The organism is Aliivibrio sp. 1S128 (assembly GCF_001691065.1).
GTDB lineage: Bacteria > Pseudomonadota > Gammaproteobacteria > Enterobacterales > Vibrionaceae > Aliivibrio.
The window spans coordinates 167,238-183,356 of the sequence record NZ_MAJV01000069.1 but is presented as its reverse complement, the minus strand read 5'-3'; the positions used below and the strand labels follow the sequence as shown (position 1 = coordinate 183,356).

Here is a 16,119-nt window from a genome sequence, read left to right as displayed (position 1 = left end):
GTTAAATAATTCGATTTCAAAATGATTTGTTAAAATTCCAGCTTGCTGATAAATCTCACTAATTATATCTGGGACTGTTTTATTCTGAAATATCTGAAAATTCGTTCGATAATTAAGAAGGGAAAAAATAGGAACAAAACTTAGTTTATAAGTACTATAGCGAAATGAAGATCCTAATTGTTCTATAGACTCAATAATGCCATGTATATATCGAGGTACTGAGTGGGGGTCATTTTTATGATGAAGCGTCAAACAAACCGGTAACTGAAGCCACTCGCCTAATGCTAATTCAGGATCGTCACAAATAAAGGTAACATCAAATTCATAGTCATCACCTAATGTCTCCTGTCCAGAAAACGCATAGACTTGTAAAGGCATATCTATCGTGGCGACATTAATTTCAAACTGAGCTTGGTTTGCATCCTGCATAATGATCCTTCCTGAAACACAAATGTATATTCAACTCATATACCAACAGCACTATCACTAAATTATATGAAGTCAGTACAACTAAAACGCAAAAAGGGAGAGCCATCATAAACAGCTAGGGTTGTTTATGATAATGACTCTCCCGAAAATGCGAGTGGTTACGCTTTCATTGCTGTACGCCAGTCATCATTACCTGATGTACCTGCGACTTCATGCGTCCAATCAATTGCACGGTATGTCATAAATACGTCTTCTAAGTGAGTAAAATGCGCTTATGCTGGATCTTGACAGTTTGGCATTGATGCCGTGATATCAACGATAATCGCATCATGCAGAACCGTCGTAAAATAATGCTCTTGGGTACCTGTTGCAGAAGTACGGTACCATTTGATTTCAACTTTTGGTAATTTTTCACCAGACGTTAATGCGTTATACATTAGCGGTGATGCTTTATCGAATACCTTAGTAATACGTACTGGCTTATGCACACGTTGACCTGTAGGTTGGCCAGATTGTGGGTCACGAGGTAATAAAACTTGGTGCTCAAAACCTTGAACAAGCACTTCATCTTCATGACCTTCTTGGTAAATGTTACCTACTGAATCTTCAGTAAATGTACCTGCAGTGATCAGTCCTTGTTTTTCGCCTTCGATGCGCATATAAGCTGGGGTTGGCATACTATCTTCCTTTTAAATAAAATTAATAAATGTTCACCTTTCCTATAGCTAAAGGCGTGCCAATTTTTAATTAAAGTAAAATCAACAAGTTAATAGAATTATAAATATAATTGTAGAAAATATCGTTTGAAAACCAATCAAAGAATCTCAAAATACAATCAAACTAAATAACATGCCAATTTAAACTAAACGATATACGCAAAGGAAAATCTTCGACCCACATAGCAAAAGAATCCATTTACTATCTAGTTAACATTTTGAAACATTATCTCTGAGAATAAACCAAAACTAACCTTTGCTCACACTCTTACATCCATTCGTACAGTATAAATAATGTACGTACAGTAAAATCGGAGAGGAGAGTAAGTGAACGCTATTAAAGCCATGTTAATCGCCATGCTTGGAAGTTTTCGCGATCTCCTGCCTATTATTCTTGTTATCGCTTTCTTTCAATTGGTCGTACTACAAGAGCCCCTTCCAAACCTTGGTTCTATTCTCTTTGGCTTGCTACTTGTGGTATTGGGTCTGACCTTTTTTATCTTTGGTTTAGAAATGGGGTTATTCCCTATTGGCGAGTCGATGGCACAAGCCTTTGCCAGAAAAGGTAGCGTGGCTTGGTTATTACTTTTCTCTTTTTGTTTGGGTTTTGGAACGACTATTGCGGAGCCTGCACTCACAGCGGTAGCGGCAGAAGCTGCTGAAGTCGCCGCCGAAGGAGGAATGATCCCACATACAGAAAACGATATGGATGATTATGCCAACGGGCTACGTTTGACCGTCGCACTCTCTGTTGGTTTTGCCATTGTGATTGGGGTGTTACGTATTTTAAAAGGTTGGCCAATCCATATCATGATCATCAGTGGTTATATTACGGTGGTCGCTCTTACATGGTTCGCACCCGAAAACATTATTGGTATTGCTTATGATTCTGGAGGCGTGACGACATCTACCATTACCGTTCCCTTAGTTACCGCTCTTGGTGTCGGTCTTGCTTCTACCATTAAAGGGCGAAATCCTATGCTTGATGGTTTTGGTTTAATCGCCTTCGCCTCCCTCCTTCCGATGATTTTTGTCATGCTCTATGGGATGGTATTAGCATGAACAGTCTAACTCTATTTTTTGAAACCTTCTTATCAACCATTCGTGATGTATTACCGATTGTCGTTATTATTTTTGGTTTCCAATTTGCGGTATTAAAAAAACCAATAGCCAATTTACCTAAAGTCATTCTAGGGTTTTTCTACGTAATTTTAGGATTGTCCCTATTTTTAATGGGATTAGAACTCGCGTTGTTTCCACTCGGTGAATCGATGGCTGCGCAATTAACCGCGCCTGATTTTATCTATGAAGGAAAAGACTTATTAATCCAAACCTTTGATTGGGTCGACTACTATTGGGTCTATATTTTTGCGGCGACGATTGGTTTTAGTACCACTATTGCTGAGCCATCACTCATTGCTGTGGCGATAAAAGCCAATGCGGTTTCTGGTGGCAGTATCAGTATTAATGGATTACGAATAGCCGTTGCTTTAGGTGTTGCCTTTGGTATCTCGCTAGGAAGTTATCGAATTGTGGTTGGTGATCCCATTCATTATTACATCATGGTGGGCTATGTCATTGTGGTTATTCAAACCTTCTATGCCCCTAAAATGATCATTCCATTGGCTTACGATTCTGGTGGTGTAACAACCTCAACGGTCACCGTACCTTTGGTAACCGCACTAGGGTTGGGGCTTGCTTCAACTATTCCCGGTCGAAACCCAATGATTGATGGCTTTGGATTAATTGCCTTTGCCAGCTTATTCCCCATTATTTCTGTTATGGCTTATGCTCAGATCAGTGCTTATAGAGCCAAAACAAAATCTAGATCTCAAGAAAATACGAATTAATCGATTAATTTAGGAGAAAGCTGATGCGCTTTAAATTGTTACTCGCTTTTGTAGAAGAAGCCAAAACCGATGCGGTTCTCGATGCTGCGCGTAATGCAGGAGCAACAGGAGCAACCGTGATTAATCATGCTCGCGGTGAAGGCTTAAATAAGAAAACAACCTTTTTCGGGCTTACTCTTGAGGTTCAAAAAGATGTTTTATTATTCGTGGTTGAAGAACACCTTGCTCGGTCTATTTTAGAAAAAATTAACGAGGTAGGAGAATTTGATACTGAATCAGGCCAAGGAATTGCCATTCAAATAGATATTGAAGATGCAGTAGGAGTGGCACATCAAGTTGAGACATTAACCAAGGTCGTAGAGGAAAAACTATGAATACGATTAAAGTAGAAAACGTTATGTCGAATACCTACGTCATGGTTGATGGCTTAATGACGGTAACCGAAGGAATTCAATTAGCTAAGCAGAAACAAGTAAAAGCACTGATTGTAAAAAAACGCCATGATGATGATGAATACGGCATTGTCCTAATGAATGATATTGCTAAAAAAGTACTCGCACAAAACCGTCCAACAGAGAGAACGAATATTTATGAGATCATGACAAAGCCTGCGCTTTCTGTCTCTCCTGATATGAACGTAAAGTACTGTGCGCGATTATTCGAACGCTTTGGGATAAGCAGAGCACCTGTCATTAAAAATGGTCAGATAGTTGGAATGGTCAGTTATAACAACATTGTTTTGAATGGGATGGCTGGCGTAAGCCCCTAATACACAATTACTTTGGTGGTTTGACGATTTAATATCTATAAAGCCACCACACCCAATACCCTATTCCCCCTACATATACATAACACCATCGACAACTCCAATTGTAACAAGCAACAAATTGCATTCATACTTCGAGTCACTTCACTAATTAACCTTAGCCCCCTTTCTTACCTAAAGAGCGCATGCTAATACTAATGATAATTATTATCTTTTAGGTTTTAACGAGTGACTACATGAGTAATATAAACATCACTAACGGCTCTCACCCTGATCCGTTAATTCAAATAAAAGAACTCTGTGTTGATTACATCACTGATAATGGTGATTTCAATGCCGTGAAATCCGTCAGCTTTGATGTCGGTAAAGGAGAAATATTTGGTCTTGCGGGAGAATCTGGTTGTGGGAAAAGTACCATTGCCTTTGCTATTAACCGTCTTCATAAGCCACCGGCATTTATTTCTGGAGGGAGTATTTTATTTCAAGATAAAGACTTACTCCGATTATCTGATGGACAATTAAATGCAATCCGATGGAGTGAGATAGCAATGGTTTTTCAAAGTGCCATGAACTCACTGAATCCTGTTCTTCCTATTCAGGAACAATTTGCTGATGTATTACGCCACCACAAGGGCATGACAAACGAACAAGCGAAAGACAGAGCAGAGAAACTATTGGATTTAGTTAATATCCCTCGTGAACGCTTAGCCGATTATCCCCACCAATTTAGTGGAGGGATGAGGCAGCGTCTAGTCATTGCCATTGCACTTTCTCTAAGCCCAAAACTGATCATAATGGACGAACCAACAACCGCTCTCGATGTGGTTGTCCAACGAGAAATCTTGCAACAAATCTATCAATTAAAGCAAGAATTTGGCTTCTCAGTCTTATTTATTACCCATGATTTGGCGCTAATGAGTCAGCTTTGTGATCGTATTGCGATTATGCGATACGGGGAAATTGTTGAAGTTGGTACATCATCAGAAATTAGAAATAACCCACAGCACCCTTACACTCAGAAATTATGGGCTTCATTCCCAAATATTCATGAAGAAAGACGTCAATCCCCAACATTAGAAGGCGTTTTATAATGGATAAGCCTCTTATTCAAGTTAAGAACATCGTTAAAGAATTTACTGTTGGTGGCGGCTTCGCAAAGGAAGATACCTTTAAAGCATTACAAGGGATCAGTTTTGATCTCTATGCAGGTCGCACCTTAGCCCTGGTTGGAGAATCTGGTTGTGGCAAAAGTACCTGTGCTCGCTTAATTACTAAGGTTTACCCTGCGACGAACGGGGAAATTCTGTTTGATGGAAAAAATATCAATGAGATAACATCATCAAAAGAGATCTTGAAGTATCGCAGCCAAGTACAAATGATATTTCAAGACCCATTTGGTTCACTAAACCCAACGCATACCATTGCACATCATTTAACTCGACCACTTAAAATTCATAAACAAATAACGAATGATAAAGACATACCTGCACGCCTACTTGAATTATTAGATTTGGTTGAATTGGATCACGACACTTTAGCGAAATTTCCTCATGAACTCAGCGGTGGTCAGCGTCAAAGAGTCAATCTTGCCCGCGCTTTAGCGGTTGGTTCGAAGATCATTCTAGCTGACGAGCCTACCTCGATGCTTGATGTATCGATTCGATTAGGCGTTCTTAACCTAATGCAGAACATGAAAAAAGAACTCGGCATTGGCTTTTTGTATATCACACATGATCTCGCTACTGCTCATTATATCGCCGAAGAAACCGCCGTGATGTACAAAGGCCAAATTGTAGAATGGGGAGACACTCGCTCAATTTTACGTAACCCTCAGCACCCTTACACCAAGCTATTAATCTCAGCAGTGCCTGATCCTGATTTACCGTTTGGCAATTTAATCGAAAGTGAACCAAACTATTCTATAGACGCTGATGAAATTAGAAAACGCAGCAGTATTGTAATAGAAGGGTGTAAACAGGTCGGCGATAACCATTTTGTTAAACATTGGGATGAGGCAGCATAATGACATTAGATACTTGGTTAGTTTCAATTTCTAATTGGTATGAAGCAAAGCAATATGACCAAATAGAAACGCTTGAAACACTCTTATATTCTGCACCTAATTCGGTGTGGGGACCAACATTGACAGATGATCAAAGTAAAGCAATAGCCTGTTGGTTAGATGGGTGTTTAAGAGTGTTTGAGCACACTAAGTATCATAATACGAAAAAAGCATACCAAACATTACAATACGCCAGTGCAAAGTTAGAAGTGGCCGCCTTTAACTCTGCAACGGATATTGATATTAAAGATTGGTGCTTAAAACGATTACAACATCTGACCGTACTCAGTTTGGAGTTTTGTAATCAACAACAAGATCAATCCACATGGAATAAAAAAGCCCATTCACTCATTGAAATACACGTTAAATTAATGGCAAGCCTTTCTTGGAATGAATCGTTAAATAGCAGTAACACTCCAAATTTAATGTCCCCCCATTAAATGTATTACCTTATAAAATGACCATAATAAAACCATAAAAAAAGCAGTAGGTGCTAGATCGTAACAATAAGCCCCTACTGCTTTTCTGTTTAGAGTAAACTAGCCAAATTTAGATCAGGCTATAATGCTAATTGCCATCTCTGTAATGGCGCTTTACTGTTTATTCCTGCTCTGCCCCAACGATCAACCGCATCAACAACTAATACACGTTCCATTGGCAGCAACGCTTGCATCTGCTTGTTTGGTTTTTGAGTTGTGATAATCCAAACTGACTCATCTTCTTCAATTAAGTCTTTCAACTGTGCTTTATCATCTTCCGTCCATTCAAGAGCTGGTTTTGTTAAACGATCAACCACAAACAATTGATTGCCTGAGGCAAAGTCTTCTAACTGCTCAGACAACAAAATAACCGAGTCGATATCATTCTCTAAAATCACTTTTTGTTGTTGATTAATTAATTGACGTACCGACAACATAAACTGCTCTTGATTTTTTTGGATCTGCTCTGATTTATCAGGCCAAATACGTTGAAAATCATCACTAACAATCGCTACCATTCTGATTAAGTTTGTTGGGTTTAACCATGCGTATTTTGAGGTCGTTCCATCTGATAAACGTAATGCTGCCACACCTTGTGCTCGAGGAGTAATTGCTTGAGAGGCGTCAACCTCAATAATCTGAATATTGCTGTATCTTGCGTTCACATACAGAGGATCATCAGCCCATACCGCCCCAATCGTCACAACCACTTGGGCTGTTTTTGCCAAGTCTTGAACGGTTTTAGCCCCTTTATTGGCAAACCAATTGGGTAAACGCTCAATCCCATAACGATTTGGTGGTAAATATTTTGTCGTTAATGAGGTTTCTTTTAATAACTCGCTTGATAGCATATACGTCACAGGGGTTGCCGTTAATACATCTGCCGCTATTACTGTTTTGATGCTAAATAGTGATACTACACATATACTAGCAATCGCTATCCATTTCATTGAATTCTGTTTCATTTCTTATCCTATCTATACCCATATTCTTCGATTATTATTGAGGTCTACTCTGTTAATTCTTACGAATAATTCGGTAGGTGGTCGCAAGTAAAAAGAAGAAAGCTGAAACAATAATAATCGCAGCCCCAGAAGGCACTGGCATTTCTAATTCCATCGGTAATACGGTGCCAATCAAGCACGATATTGTCGCTAATAGCGCAGACATCAAGACAAAACTGCCCATGTTCTTAGTTAACAATCGAGCCGTCGCACCAGGTATGAGTAATAGTGCACCAACTAAAACCGCACCGACAATTTTTACCGATGCAATCGTCACAAGGGTAATCATCATCACAAACAGGTAGTCATAAAAATTGGTTTTGTAACCCCGAACTCTGGCAATATCAGGGCTAATACAAGTTAATAAAATACGATTAAACGTCGGAATTAATACCACCACAATCAATAAGCAACTGCCTGCTAGAATCGCAATGTCTTGGTCCGTAACCGTTAAGATAGAACCAAACAATACGTTCTCTAGCATGTGAATATTAATTTTACGTGCTACGTACATCAGTAATGCAGCACCCACAGCCAATGCCAAGGCAAGGAAAACCCCAACTAACGTATCATAAGGCACATTAGTTCGGTTTCTTACAAAATGCAGTAACAAAGCAAAGATCATACAGAAACTAAATAAGCCGATGATTGGGTTCTCTGCGGGCTCACCCAATAACACACCTAACGCGATACCCGTTAAGGCAGCGTGTCCAACTGCTTCAGAGAAAAAGGCCAAACGCTTTGCAATCACTAACGTCCCTAAGCCACCTAACAATGGCCCTAAGAGGATGGCGGCAACAATAGCATTAACCATAAAGGCATACGAAAAACTGTCACTTAAGAAACCTTGCTCGACGCCATATAACGCCCACTGACGAAACAGTTCCATTACGCAGCCTCTCCATTGTTGGTTTTTGATGCATCGTACTGAGCACTTGCACCCGTATAATGATTGAATAACCGCTCAATTTTCTCAGGCTTTAATACCTCAGAATAACAACCAGAATCAACCAAATTACGATTGATAACATGAACATGTGCTTTAAGACGGCGAACAGCGGTCACATCGTGGTGAACGGCTAATACGGTTTTCCCTTGCGCGATAAATTCATGCATTAAGGATTCAAGATAACGAACTCCGTGCTCATCCATTCCTGTTGTTGGTTCATCAAGAACGAGTAGATCAGGGTTATCCAATAGCGCTTGAGCGAATAACACGCGCTGTTGCTCCCCACCTGAAAGCTGCCCCATGCGACGATCGGCACGGTTAGACATCCCAACACGCTCTAACTGCGCCATTGCAAATGCTTCTTGGCTGCTTTTCTTACGCCATAACGCGCTTAAAAACAGAGGCACTCGCGTTTGATTCAATAAAATAAAATCTTTCACGGTTAGCGGCAGGCTAGATTCAAAGACGGCTTTTTGTGGTACATAACCAATCACGCCTTTCTGCTCTGGCCACTCAATATTAATTTCCCCTTGAAACGCGGTTAATCCTAAAATTGAACGCAATAACGAGGTTTTACCTCCGCCATTAGGCCCCATAACCACATGGCATTGACCGGCTTCAAAGCGTTGATTAACGCCTTCTAAAATGGTGTTTTCACCGTAAGTTAGTCCAACATTGGTTAACGAAATTGCTGGTCCTGACATTATTTAGCATCCTTATCAGCGGCAAATTTCATGGCTTCGATTAAGGTGTCTAAATTTGATTTCATTTCAATTTCAACTTTATTGTCTTCATAAGGGCCATGCGTCATGTGTGAGAAACGATACAGCTGAACACCAGTCGCCTCTTCAATCGTGTCGACAAAACGGTTTGGCATGTTCAATTCATAAAATAAAACATCAATGTCGGATTCACGGATCTTTTCAATCGTCCCTTGCAGTTGACTCGCACTTGGTTCTACACCGTGAGCGGGTTCAATGACAGCAGCCACATCCACACCAAACTCTTGAAGAATATAACCATACGCATTGTGCGTTGTTGCTACCTTCATTCCTGCAGTGTCTAATTCACCCAGAGAGAGCATGGCATCACGCTTCATTAATCGGAATTTTTTCGCGTATTTACGCGCATTTTTACGGTAGAACGAGGCATTTTCAGGATCAATTCGAGATAGCTCATTGGCAATGGTATAAACCTTTTGAATTGTTGTAGATAGACCAACAAACGTATGTGGATTCACCGCCCCTTTACCTACCGATTGCCCCATTGCTGGCAACAACGGAACGTCTTTATTGGCTTCTAATACCATTAATTCGCTGTTGTTTGCTGCCGAAATTACTTTTAACGCAAAGTCATCATGACCAATGCCATTAACAACAATCACATCCATTTTATTTAAACGTTTTAAATCGTTTGGTTGGGGTAAATAATTGTGGGGATTAAACCCTGCATCAACCAAAGGAAGAATTTCTGCTTTATCACCTACCACTGCTTTCACATAGCTGTAGTAAGGTTGTAAGGTAATGCCAATCACCAAAGGTTTTGTTGCCGATATCGCCGACTCAGAAAACAAAGAGAGTAAGCTAAGCAGAACAAAAGAACGTACGTATAAAATAGATTTCATCATTATTATTTATCTTTTATTGGTATCAATTTAAATGAGTGTCATGAGCAGGAAAGACTACTTGCATCCAGTGCTGTTGAATGAGTTCGCTTTCATTCCAAGAGATTGGAGCAGGAGAGATGGTCGTCAACATCAATTCAGAATTTAGCCAAAGCTCAATATCATCGCCTTTCACATTAAAAATGAATGACGCAGCGCCTTCTTTTTTCACTTTTAAACCCAGATAAACTCCAGAACCTAAATGCTGCCATTGGTGCATTCCGCGGCGCTCCCAACTTTGGTCTTGCACAAAAGGAGGCAACCACTCATCCGCTAGGTAAGCAATCTCTGGCCATGAATTATCTTCTGTCGATTCCGCCTGAATATCATAGATTTCTTCATAGGCTAAACGTAATTCCGCGATCATGGCTAAATCGTCTTGTGTCAAATCGGTAATAAGCACTTGGTGTGATTCAAGCTTTACGCCCTCATCGTTCGATTGATGATATGGCAATGCGACCACGGCAATAAGCAAAATGCACCCAATAATGAGTGCTATCCATTTTCCTTCTGCGCTTCCATTATCTGGAGTGACTGATTGAATGATCATTTCTCTGAGATCTCGACAACATCGACTTCCACTGGGCTTTCGTGTCCTGAATCAAACACCAAATAAAAATCTGTTTCAGGATTCGTAAATTCCGCAATTGAGCGTTTATCAGTGGTGACTTTTGCAATCAGATTATCATCGTAATCATACATATTTACGTCGTAATCAACGGCTTTACTGCCATCACTGTAGCCTGTTTCACACAATACTAAATCCGATTCAAACCAACAGCTCATTAATGGAAAATGAGCAAAACTCGCAGAAGAAAAAAGAAGAGAAGAAACAAAAAGGGTTTTCAGGTTTACTTTAGTCATGGATAAATCTCGATAAAAAAGCACCACAAACCTTTATGGAAAGTGGTGCTAACTACATTATTGAAGTAGAGCTTCAAACGTTAAGTGAACATTTACGCTTGCTTGTTCTGCAAGTGGGTGGTCTTTCAGCTCACCTTTGTAATTTGATTTCATCAGGTAACGACCCGCGGTTTCAGGAGTAAAGGTGATCTTTCCGTCTTTATCACTCACTACGTCAATTTGTTCTTGATGATTACGATATAGCGTCCCTTCACGAGTAATATCAGCCGTTACACCCGCTTGAGGTTTACCATTAAAAAAGAACTGAAAAGTAACTGGCTCACCTTCAAGAATATCTGATGGGTGAGTTAATGGTTTAAGCTCTAACAGCGTATTATCAAGCTTCATCGCTTCTGTTGTTGGCTTACCCACTGTCACGTAACTTTCAGCACGAGTGAAACTCACTTGGCTTACCACATCTCGCACTTTTTCTGGAAGCACTAAATCACGGTCGGCTTTGGTCGCTTTAATCCATTTCACCGTATCACGACGACCCGCTTTATATTGGGTGTAGTAAGTAGGTTCATTATTGATACGAACTTTATGTGTGCCTTCTTCTTCAAAATAGAAATCAAACATTGAACGGCGTTTGCCTTTAACAACAAAGTTTGGACGCTCTGTACGGCCATCAGGCATCACTACTTGTGCTTGATCACTGCCCGCTGGCTTATCAAATACAAACGTACCGTGTGACGCTGTAACATCAAACGTAAGCCAATCACCACCTTCTTTAGATACGGTAAAATGAGAAGGTAAAACCCAACGAGGGTGTGCGTTAGCCGTCGTTGCAGCCAATAAACCTGCAGCCATCACGCCGGTTAATACTGCCGCTTTGAACTTACTGTTCATTAATGTTGTTTTCATAATGTGTTTAATTCCCTGATAAATAGACATCTAAATTATTTTTTATAATGAATGGTGATTTCGCCAGTCTCTTCTGTTGGCTTTAATCGGTAAGTCATATCACTATTCGCTAACGTCATTTTTTGACGTAAATAGTTACGGCCACCATGCTCGCGAACCACTTCGATATGTAACGTATAATCCCCTTGTGGTAGCGCCTGACCTGAGTCATCTTTACCATCCCAACTGAATTTGTATTTACCAGCTGGTCGTGTTGCAGCAGTAACAGCATCAACTAATTCACGATCGTAACGACCGACTTTACGCCACCAACTTCTTAAATCTTTTAGCCACTCATCTTTACCTACCCACAGCTCAATCGTTTTTACTGACTTACGTTCGCTGTTTTCAATCCATACCGCTACATAAGGGCGTGCATACATGGTGGTCGTAATCGTTGGAAGCTCAAAAGCAACATCGACTTTTGCACTCTCAGAAATAGCCGCTGAATTAACAAAAAGAGGCGTTGTTAATACCATTGCAGCAATTGAATGACGTAAATAGGTAGAGAGTGAAGCCATTGTGATGTCCTTATGGATACAAGATTAAAAGGGTTAAGGTACGGCAATAAAATACAATGCAAGCGTGATTGATGAGCCAAATGCCATCCACTTCATTGATGTCATCAGTGTTCTTTTTTTCGGTAAAATTAAGCACACACCTGTTAATACAAAAAAGATCATTAATAGCGCGGTAATATCAATGAATGCTTTCCAAACTTCACCGCTGTTTCGTCCTTTATGTAAATCATTTAATAACGTAACAACGCCATAGTTTGAGCTTTCGATATCTGCCATGCCTGTCGTTAAATCGATATAAACAGACGCGTTATAACCGGGGCCTTTATAATTTAATGACAATTCACCCTCGACTAATTCACCGTCTTCAACGTCGGTAAAAACATCAACATTAGAAGGCGTTCCAGAGAGATCGGTGTGTTGATTTAAGTAATCAAGCAAAGCAGCGGTATTTGGTTTATTCCAAAGGATGTGTTGTTTTTCATCTTGAGAAAAAAGCACTCTGTTAGGAACAGAAAGAGTGGTGTTTTTGATGTCTGGAGAGCTGCTAACAAACCAATCAGGACGATTTAGCGTGATCCCGGTGATCGAGAAAAATAAGACAACGAGTAGAAGCGCCATTGATACATAGACATGTAAGCGACGCGCCCACAATTGTACTTGTTTATTTTTCAGCAACATGAATAAGACAGGATCATTTAAGAACAATGGATGGTAATGTAATTGATAATGATTTGCGTTGACATTCAATTTACATTGTTTACGTTTGGGGATTCTTTACGCTTAGTAGAGCTATGACTAATAATTACACAGGATTATTTACAGGGTCTAAAGCGACGAATCCAAAATAAGATAAAGAATCGTCGCTACAAATTATAAAATTACAATTTTACTCTGTAACTAAATCGGGTATCTCTCCAACTCCACTATCACTGATCGTTGGTGCTCCATCAACACTAACTCCATCACAGCTAACATAAATCTTCCCATTACGGCGGATCTGCGTACATTCTTCAGGTATTACTTCTTTCTCGACAATTTTTTCAATTTCAACTTCTTTCTCAACAATTCTCTCAACTTCAACAATCTTATCGATCTCCTTTATAAGGGGCTCTTCTACAGTCCAACGATACAAACGGTAGAGACCGATAATTGCAGCAACAATTAGAAAGATAATCAATATTACGAATAAAATAGCTTTCAACCATCCCATAAAACGGCGATGCCTATCTCTGGCTTGATTACTTTCCTCTTCTCTCATTAATCTTTGTTTTTCTATTTTTTTTAAGTTGGAATTATCCTCTTGAGCATCTTTTCTCGCTTGAGTATCTATAGCTTTATTTATCGCCTCATCCTGTAACTGTTGATGTTCAAGTTCCTGTTTCGTTAACTCTAATTTTGTAGCATTACTTATTTTTTCAGCTTCTAATTCTTCTTTCTGACGTTGAATAATAGCTCGCTGTTCTTCATTCTCTAATTCAATTTTGGCTCTAAGAGCCATCATTTCATTTTGCTGTATCGTTTCTTGCAGCTTTTGCTCTTCGACTATTTTTATTCTTGTTTCTTCAGATTGGTAGCGACCACTCTCTTCTTTATCTTTACGTTCTTGCTCTTTCCTTCTCTTGTTCTGATTCTGAGTATCTTTCTCCTTCGCCTGATTTATTAAATCTTTCCTCCTCGCTTCGTGCATCTGTGTTAAGTTCAGGCTGCGCATTCAATATTTCCTCTAATTCTGCACCTGTCACATTCTCAGGTACAGGTATAATTCGTTCATGGATAACTACTTGTGGATCTTTAATGAAATAAGGTACTTCAACGATTTTTACTATTGTTTTTTCGATTAAAACTTCAACTTCTGTCGGTACTTCAACTATTCGATCTACTTCTCTTACTATTTCAATTTCTTTTTCTACAATAATCTCTTTAATAACTTCAACTTCTTTTTCAACTTCAACTTGTACTTCAATTATTTTGTCAACTTCCCGTTCGACTACAACTTCAATTTCCTTAATTATCTCAAGTGGTACTTCAAGGACTTTTGTTCTACGGTGTGCCCAAACTCGAAAATATCGAATACATTTTCTATAGAGCTCTGTTCGTTGAGATTTACGCTTACTATTTTTATTAGCTTTATCTTTTAAATTAATGAGAGTAGATTTTTTCTTTCTTAACAACATTAATTTAAAGTAGTGTGCAATTTCTTTTAAAATCATAATTCTAATTGATTTACGATCTTTCTTTAGTTCAAATTTCTTTTTATTATTCAATTTACGTTCATTTCTAACAACTAGATTTTCTTCTGAATTTAATGATGTTAATAAATTCAGCATAAAATAAACGGGATATATTAAAAATGAAATAAAACTAACAAATACAGAGAATGGATCCTGAGGCACAAAGTTAAACCATGCCGTCACTGTTAAAATGAGAGATTCATAAGATCTCTTTTTCATCTGAAAGTCTGTTTCAGTCCCCGCATGCTTATTAATACTTAAAATATCAGCTCTTTTTTGTTTTTGAATCTCTGCTGTTACTAAATCTAGCTCATCTTCTAGTTTTATGATCCGATCACTTATACGATTTCGACTATTGTATAAATCCGGTAATTCAGCAGATAAACGCTTCGATTGTTTATCAAACCCAATAACAGAAGATGCACAGTCAGGTGATGACATACAGTCAATAGCTTTTAATCGTCGATCACTAGCCTGTTTATTAATACTTTCAATTTGAGTATTAATGAGTGATACCTTATCAGTTAATACTTCTCTTTCAGGGCGGATAACATTAAGTTCTTTTCTTATTTCACTTTCTTGAAAACGGAAAGATTGAATTAATTCTTCATTATTTCTCTTTTTATTTTTTACTTCTTGCACTTTTCTAATATCGGATGTTGCTAGGGTACTTAAATAGCTATTAATACCAGAATAACTTAAAAACCCAAAACAAATGACTACAACAATCAATAAGCTTTTTAATATTCGACTAGTACTTGGCCAATTTTTTATTACATTTGTTGTCCATAATAAAACCGCCCACTCTGTTACTGCTAATAATAATCCAAAAGGAGAAACATCAAAGGTTGAAAATAATGGTTTATCTTCAAATAATATATTATAACCTTTAACATTAAAGGTTATGATCAATATCATTAGTACGAATGTCGCCAACTTTAATGATTTGAACTTAATGTTATTAAACCAATAAAAAAACTTTGCTACACAGTTGAAATAATTCATTAATATTCTTCTACTTTCATATGCTTAGAGATAGTTTGATCATCTAATATGTACATATCATTACGCCCATAACTTTGCATAAACTTATTATATAACTCAGAGGAACCATCAATATATGACCAATATGGTTTATAATCATTATAAACTCTATCAATAAATTCTGGAGTATCAGGTTTTGATGGTATATAAGGTCGATGAAAACCTATTTCAGCACCATTTTGAATTCTTTTATATACACCTGATGCATAGATAAACCCACAAGATGAATAGCACTTCATATATTTATCGGCATCAGTTGTCCATTGATTTTCTTGTATATACTCTCCTATCATTAGGCCCTCATTTACCAACCCACCAGGGCTATGTAACATCAAACGATTTAAATAAACCCCTTTATTTTCATAATGATCAATATATCGTTTAAACTTTTTGAAAGCACCTTGTGTTATAGGACCTTCACCATACAAATATTTCCCTTGAGAATCCTCGCCAAGCATAAAAACTAATTTAGTGCTGCCATCTAATGGATGCCCTAATTTAGTCGGGGATTTTATATTTGGTGAATATTTAGGCAAGGTAGGTTTTTGTTTTTCAAATTTTTCTATTTGTTCTGATCTCGGTTCTGGTTCTGGTTCTGG

General features: G+C 38.5%; 19 protein-coding genes and 2 pseudogenes. 7 read left to right on the top strand and 14 right to left on the bottom strand.

All coding sequences use genetic code 11. The features are described from left to right. Positions 1–429, bottom strand: a 429-nt coding sequence (locus tag A6E03_RS10045; RefSeq protein ID WP_255310627.1) for a contractile injection system protein, VgrG/Pvc8 family, incomplete at its 3' end; no start/stop codon positions are given. 158 nt (positions 430–587) lie between these two features. Next, positions 588–1,106 (bottom strand): annotated as a pseudogene (locus A6E03_RS10040) (Hcp family type VI secretion system effector). 366 nt (positions 1,107–1,472) lie between these two features. Between A6E03_RS10040 and A6E03_RS10035 the strand changes: the two are divergent. The 7 genes from A6E03_RS10035 to A6E03_RS10005 all read left to right on the top strand — a co-directional run bounded on the left by A6E03_RS10035 (position 1,473) and on the right by A6E03_RS10005 (position 6,263). Further along, positions 1,473–2,207: a DUF1538 domain-containing protein gene (locus A6E03_RS10035; RefSeq protein ID WP_065592706.1), complete on the top strand. Its 735-nt coding sequence runs from the start codon at positions 1,473–1,475 to the stop codon at positions 2,205–2,207. Beyond that, positions 2,204–2,995 carry a DUF1538 domain-containing protein gene (locus tag A6E03_RS10030; RefSeq protein ID WP_065600785.1) on the top strand — a complete coding sequence of 264 codons (792 nt, stop codon included), beginning with the start codon at positions 2,204–2,206 and terminating at the stop codon, positions 2,993–2,995. Before A6E03_RS10035 ends, A6E03_RS10030 begins: the two co-directional genes overlap by 4 nt. Before the next feature lie 23 nt (positions 2,996–3,018). After that, positions 3,019–3,369: a P-II family nitrogen regulator gene (locus A6E03_RS10025; RefSeq protein WP_065592704.1), complete on the top strand. Its 351-nt coding sequence runs from the start codon at positions 3,019–3,021 to the stop codon at positions 3,367–3,369. Next, a complete protein-coding gene (locus A6E03_RS10020) occupies positions 3,366–3,764 on the top strand; it encodes a CBS domain-containing protein (protein ID WP_065600784.1) in 399 nt (132 codons plus the stop codon). Before A6E03_RS10025 ends, A6E03_RS10020 begins: the two co-directional genes overlap by 4 nt. Positions 3,765–3,997: 233 nt before the next feature. After that, entirely contained in the window at positions 3,998–4,852 is an 855-nt protein-coding gene (locus A6E03_RS10015) for an ABC transporter ATP-binding protein (protein WP_065600783.1), read from the top strand. Next, complete coding sequence (locus A6E03_RS10010; protein WP_065600782.1) at positions 4,852–5,784, top strand: ABC transporter ATP-binding protein; 933 nt, start codon at positions 4,852–4,854, stop codon at positions 5,782–5,784. The genes A6E03_RS10015 and A6E03_RS10010 overlap by 1 nt, the downstream gene beginning before the upstream one ends. Further along, the gene (locus tag A6E03_RS10005) at positions 5,784–6,263 is read left to right on the top strand and encodes a transcriptional regulator (RefSeq protein ID WP_065600781.1); all 480 of its coding nucleotides are present in this window, start codon (positions 5,784–5,786) and stop codon (positions 6,261–6,263) included. Before A6E03_RS10010 ends, A6E03_RS10005 begins: the two co-directional genes overlap by 1 nt. A 119-nt stretch (positions 6,264–6,382) precedes the next feature. Here the strand turns inward: A6E03_RS10005 and A6E03_RS10000 are convergent, their stop codons facing one another. From A6E03_RS10000 to A6E03_RS09945, 12 genes and pseudogenes are all read right to left on the bottom strand, one after another. After that, positions 6,383–7,267: a metal ABC transporter solute-binding protein, Zn/Mn family gene (locus tag A6E03_RS10000; RefSeq protein ID WP_065600780.1), complete on the bottom strand. Its 885-nt coding sequence runs from the start codon at positions 7,265–7,267 to the stop codon at positions 6,383–6,385. A gap of 52 nt (positions 7,268–7,319) precedes the next feature. After that, a complete protein-coding gene (locus A6E03_RS09995; RefSeq protein WP_045104276.1) occupies positions 7,320–8,195 on the bottom strand; it encodes a metal ABC transporter permease in 876 nt (291 codons plus the stop codon). Further along, positions 8,195–8,959 (bottom strand): metal ABC transporter ATP-binding protein, encoded by a 765-nt coding sequence (locus A6E03_RS09990; RefSeq protein WP_012551535.1) that lies wholly within the window; start codon positions 8,957–8,959, stop codon positions 8,195–8,197. The genes A6E03_RS09995 and A6E03_RS09990 overlap by 1 nt, the downstream gene beginning before the upstream one ends. Next, positions 8,959–9,879 carry a metal ABC transporter solute-binding protein, Zn/Mn family gene (locus tag A6E03_RS09985; protein ID WP_176703468.1) on the bottom strand — a complete coding sequence of 307 codons (921 nt, stop codon included), beginning with the start codon at positions 9,877–9,879 and terminating at the stop codon, positions 8,959–8,961. Before A6E03_RS09985 ends, A6E03_RS09990 begins: the two co-directional genes overlap by 1 nt. A 25-nt stretch (positions 9,880–9,904) precedes the next feature. After that, complete coding sequence (locus A6E03_RS09980; RefSeq protein WP_065600778.1) at positions 9,905–10,468, bottom strand: hypothetical protein; 564 nt, start codon at positions 10,466–10,468, stop codon at positions 9,905–9,907. After that, positions 10,465–10,782, bottom strand: coding sequence for a hypothetical protein (locus A6E03_RS09975; RefSeq protein WP_017021649.1), 318 nt, complete (start codon positions 10,780–10,782; stop codon positions 10,465–10,467). The genes A6E03_RS09980 and A6E03_RS09975 overlap by 4 nt, the downstream gene beginning before the upstream one ends. Positions 10,783–10,839: 57 nt before the next feature. Next, positions 10,840–11,670: a DUF4198 domain-containing protein gene (locus tag A6E03_RS09970; RefSeq protein WP_141677257.1), complete on the bottom strand. Its 831-nt coding sequence runs from the start codon at positions 11,668–11,670 to the stop codon at positions 10,840–10,842. A 50-nt stretch (positions 11,671–11,720) separates the two neighbouring features. Further along, a complete protein-coding gene (locus tag A6E03_RS09965) occupies positions 11,721–12,203 on the bottom strand; it encodes a DUF2271 domain-containing protein (protein WP_255310628.1) in 483 nt (160 codons plus the stop codon). 75 nt (positions 12,204–12,278) lie between these two features. Beyond that, positions 12,279–12,923, bottom strand: coding sequence for a PepSY-associated TM helix domain-containing protein (locus tag A6E03_RS09960; protein WP_065600775.1), 645 nt, complete (start codon positions 12,921–12,923; stop codon positions 12,279–12,281). 208 nt (positions 12,924–13,131) lie between these two features. Then, entirely contained in the window at positions 13,132–13,956 is an 825-nt protein-coding gene (locus A6E03_RS09955; RefSeq protein ID WP_141677254.1) for a hypothetical protein, read from the bottom strand. Next, positions 13,841–15,481 (bottom strand): hypothetical protein, encoded by a 1,641-nt coding sequence (locus tag A6E03_RS09950; protein WP_065600774.1) that lies wholly within the window; start codon positions 15,479–15,481, stop codon positions 13,841–13,843. The genes A6E03_RS09955 and A6E03_RS09950 overlap by 116 nt, the downstream gene beginning before the upstream one ends. Further along, a pseudogene (locus A6E03_RS09945) lies at positions 15,481–16,119 on the bottom strand (hypothetical protein); the annotation flags it as partial. The pseudogene A6E03_RS09945 and the gene A6E03_RS09950, both read right to left, overlap by 1 nt.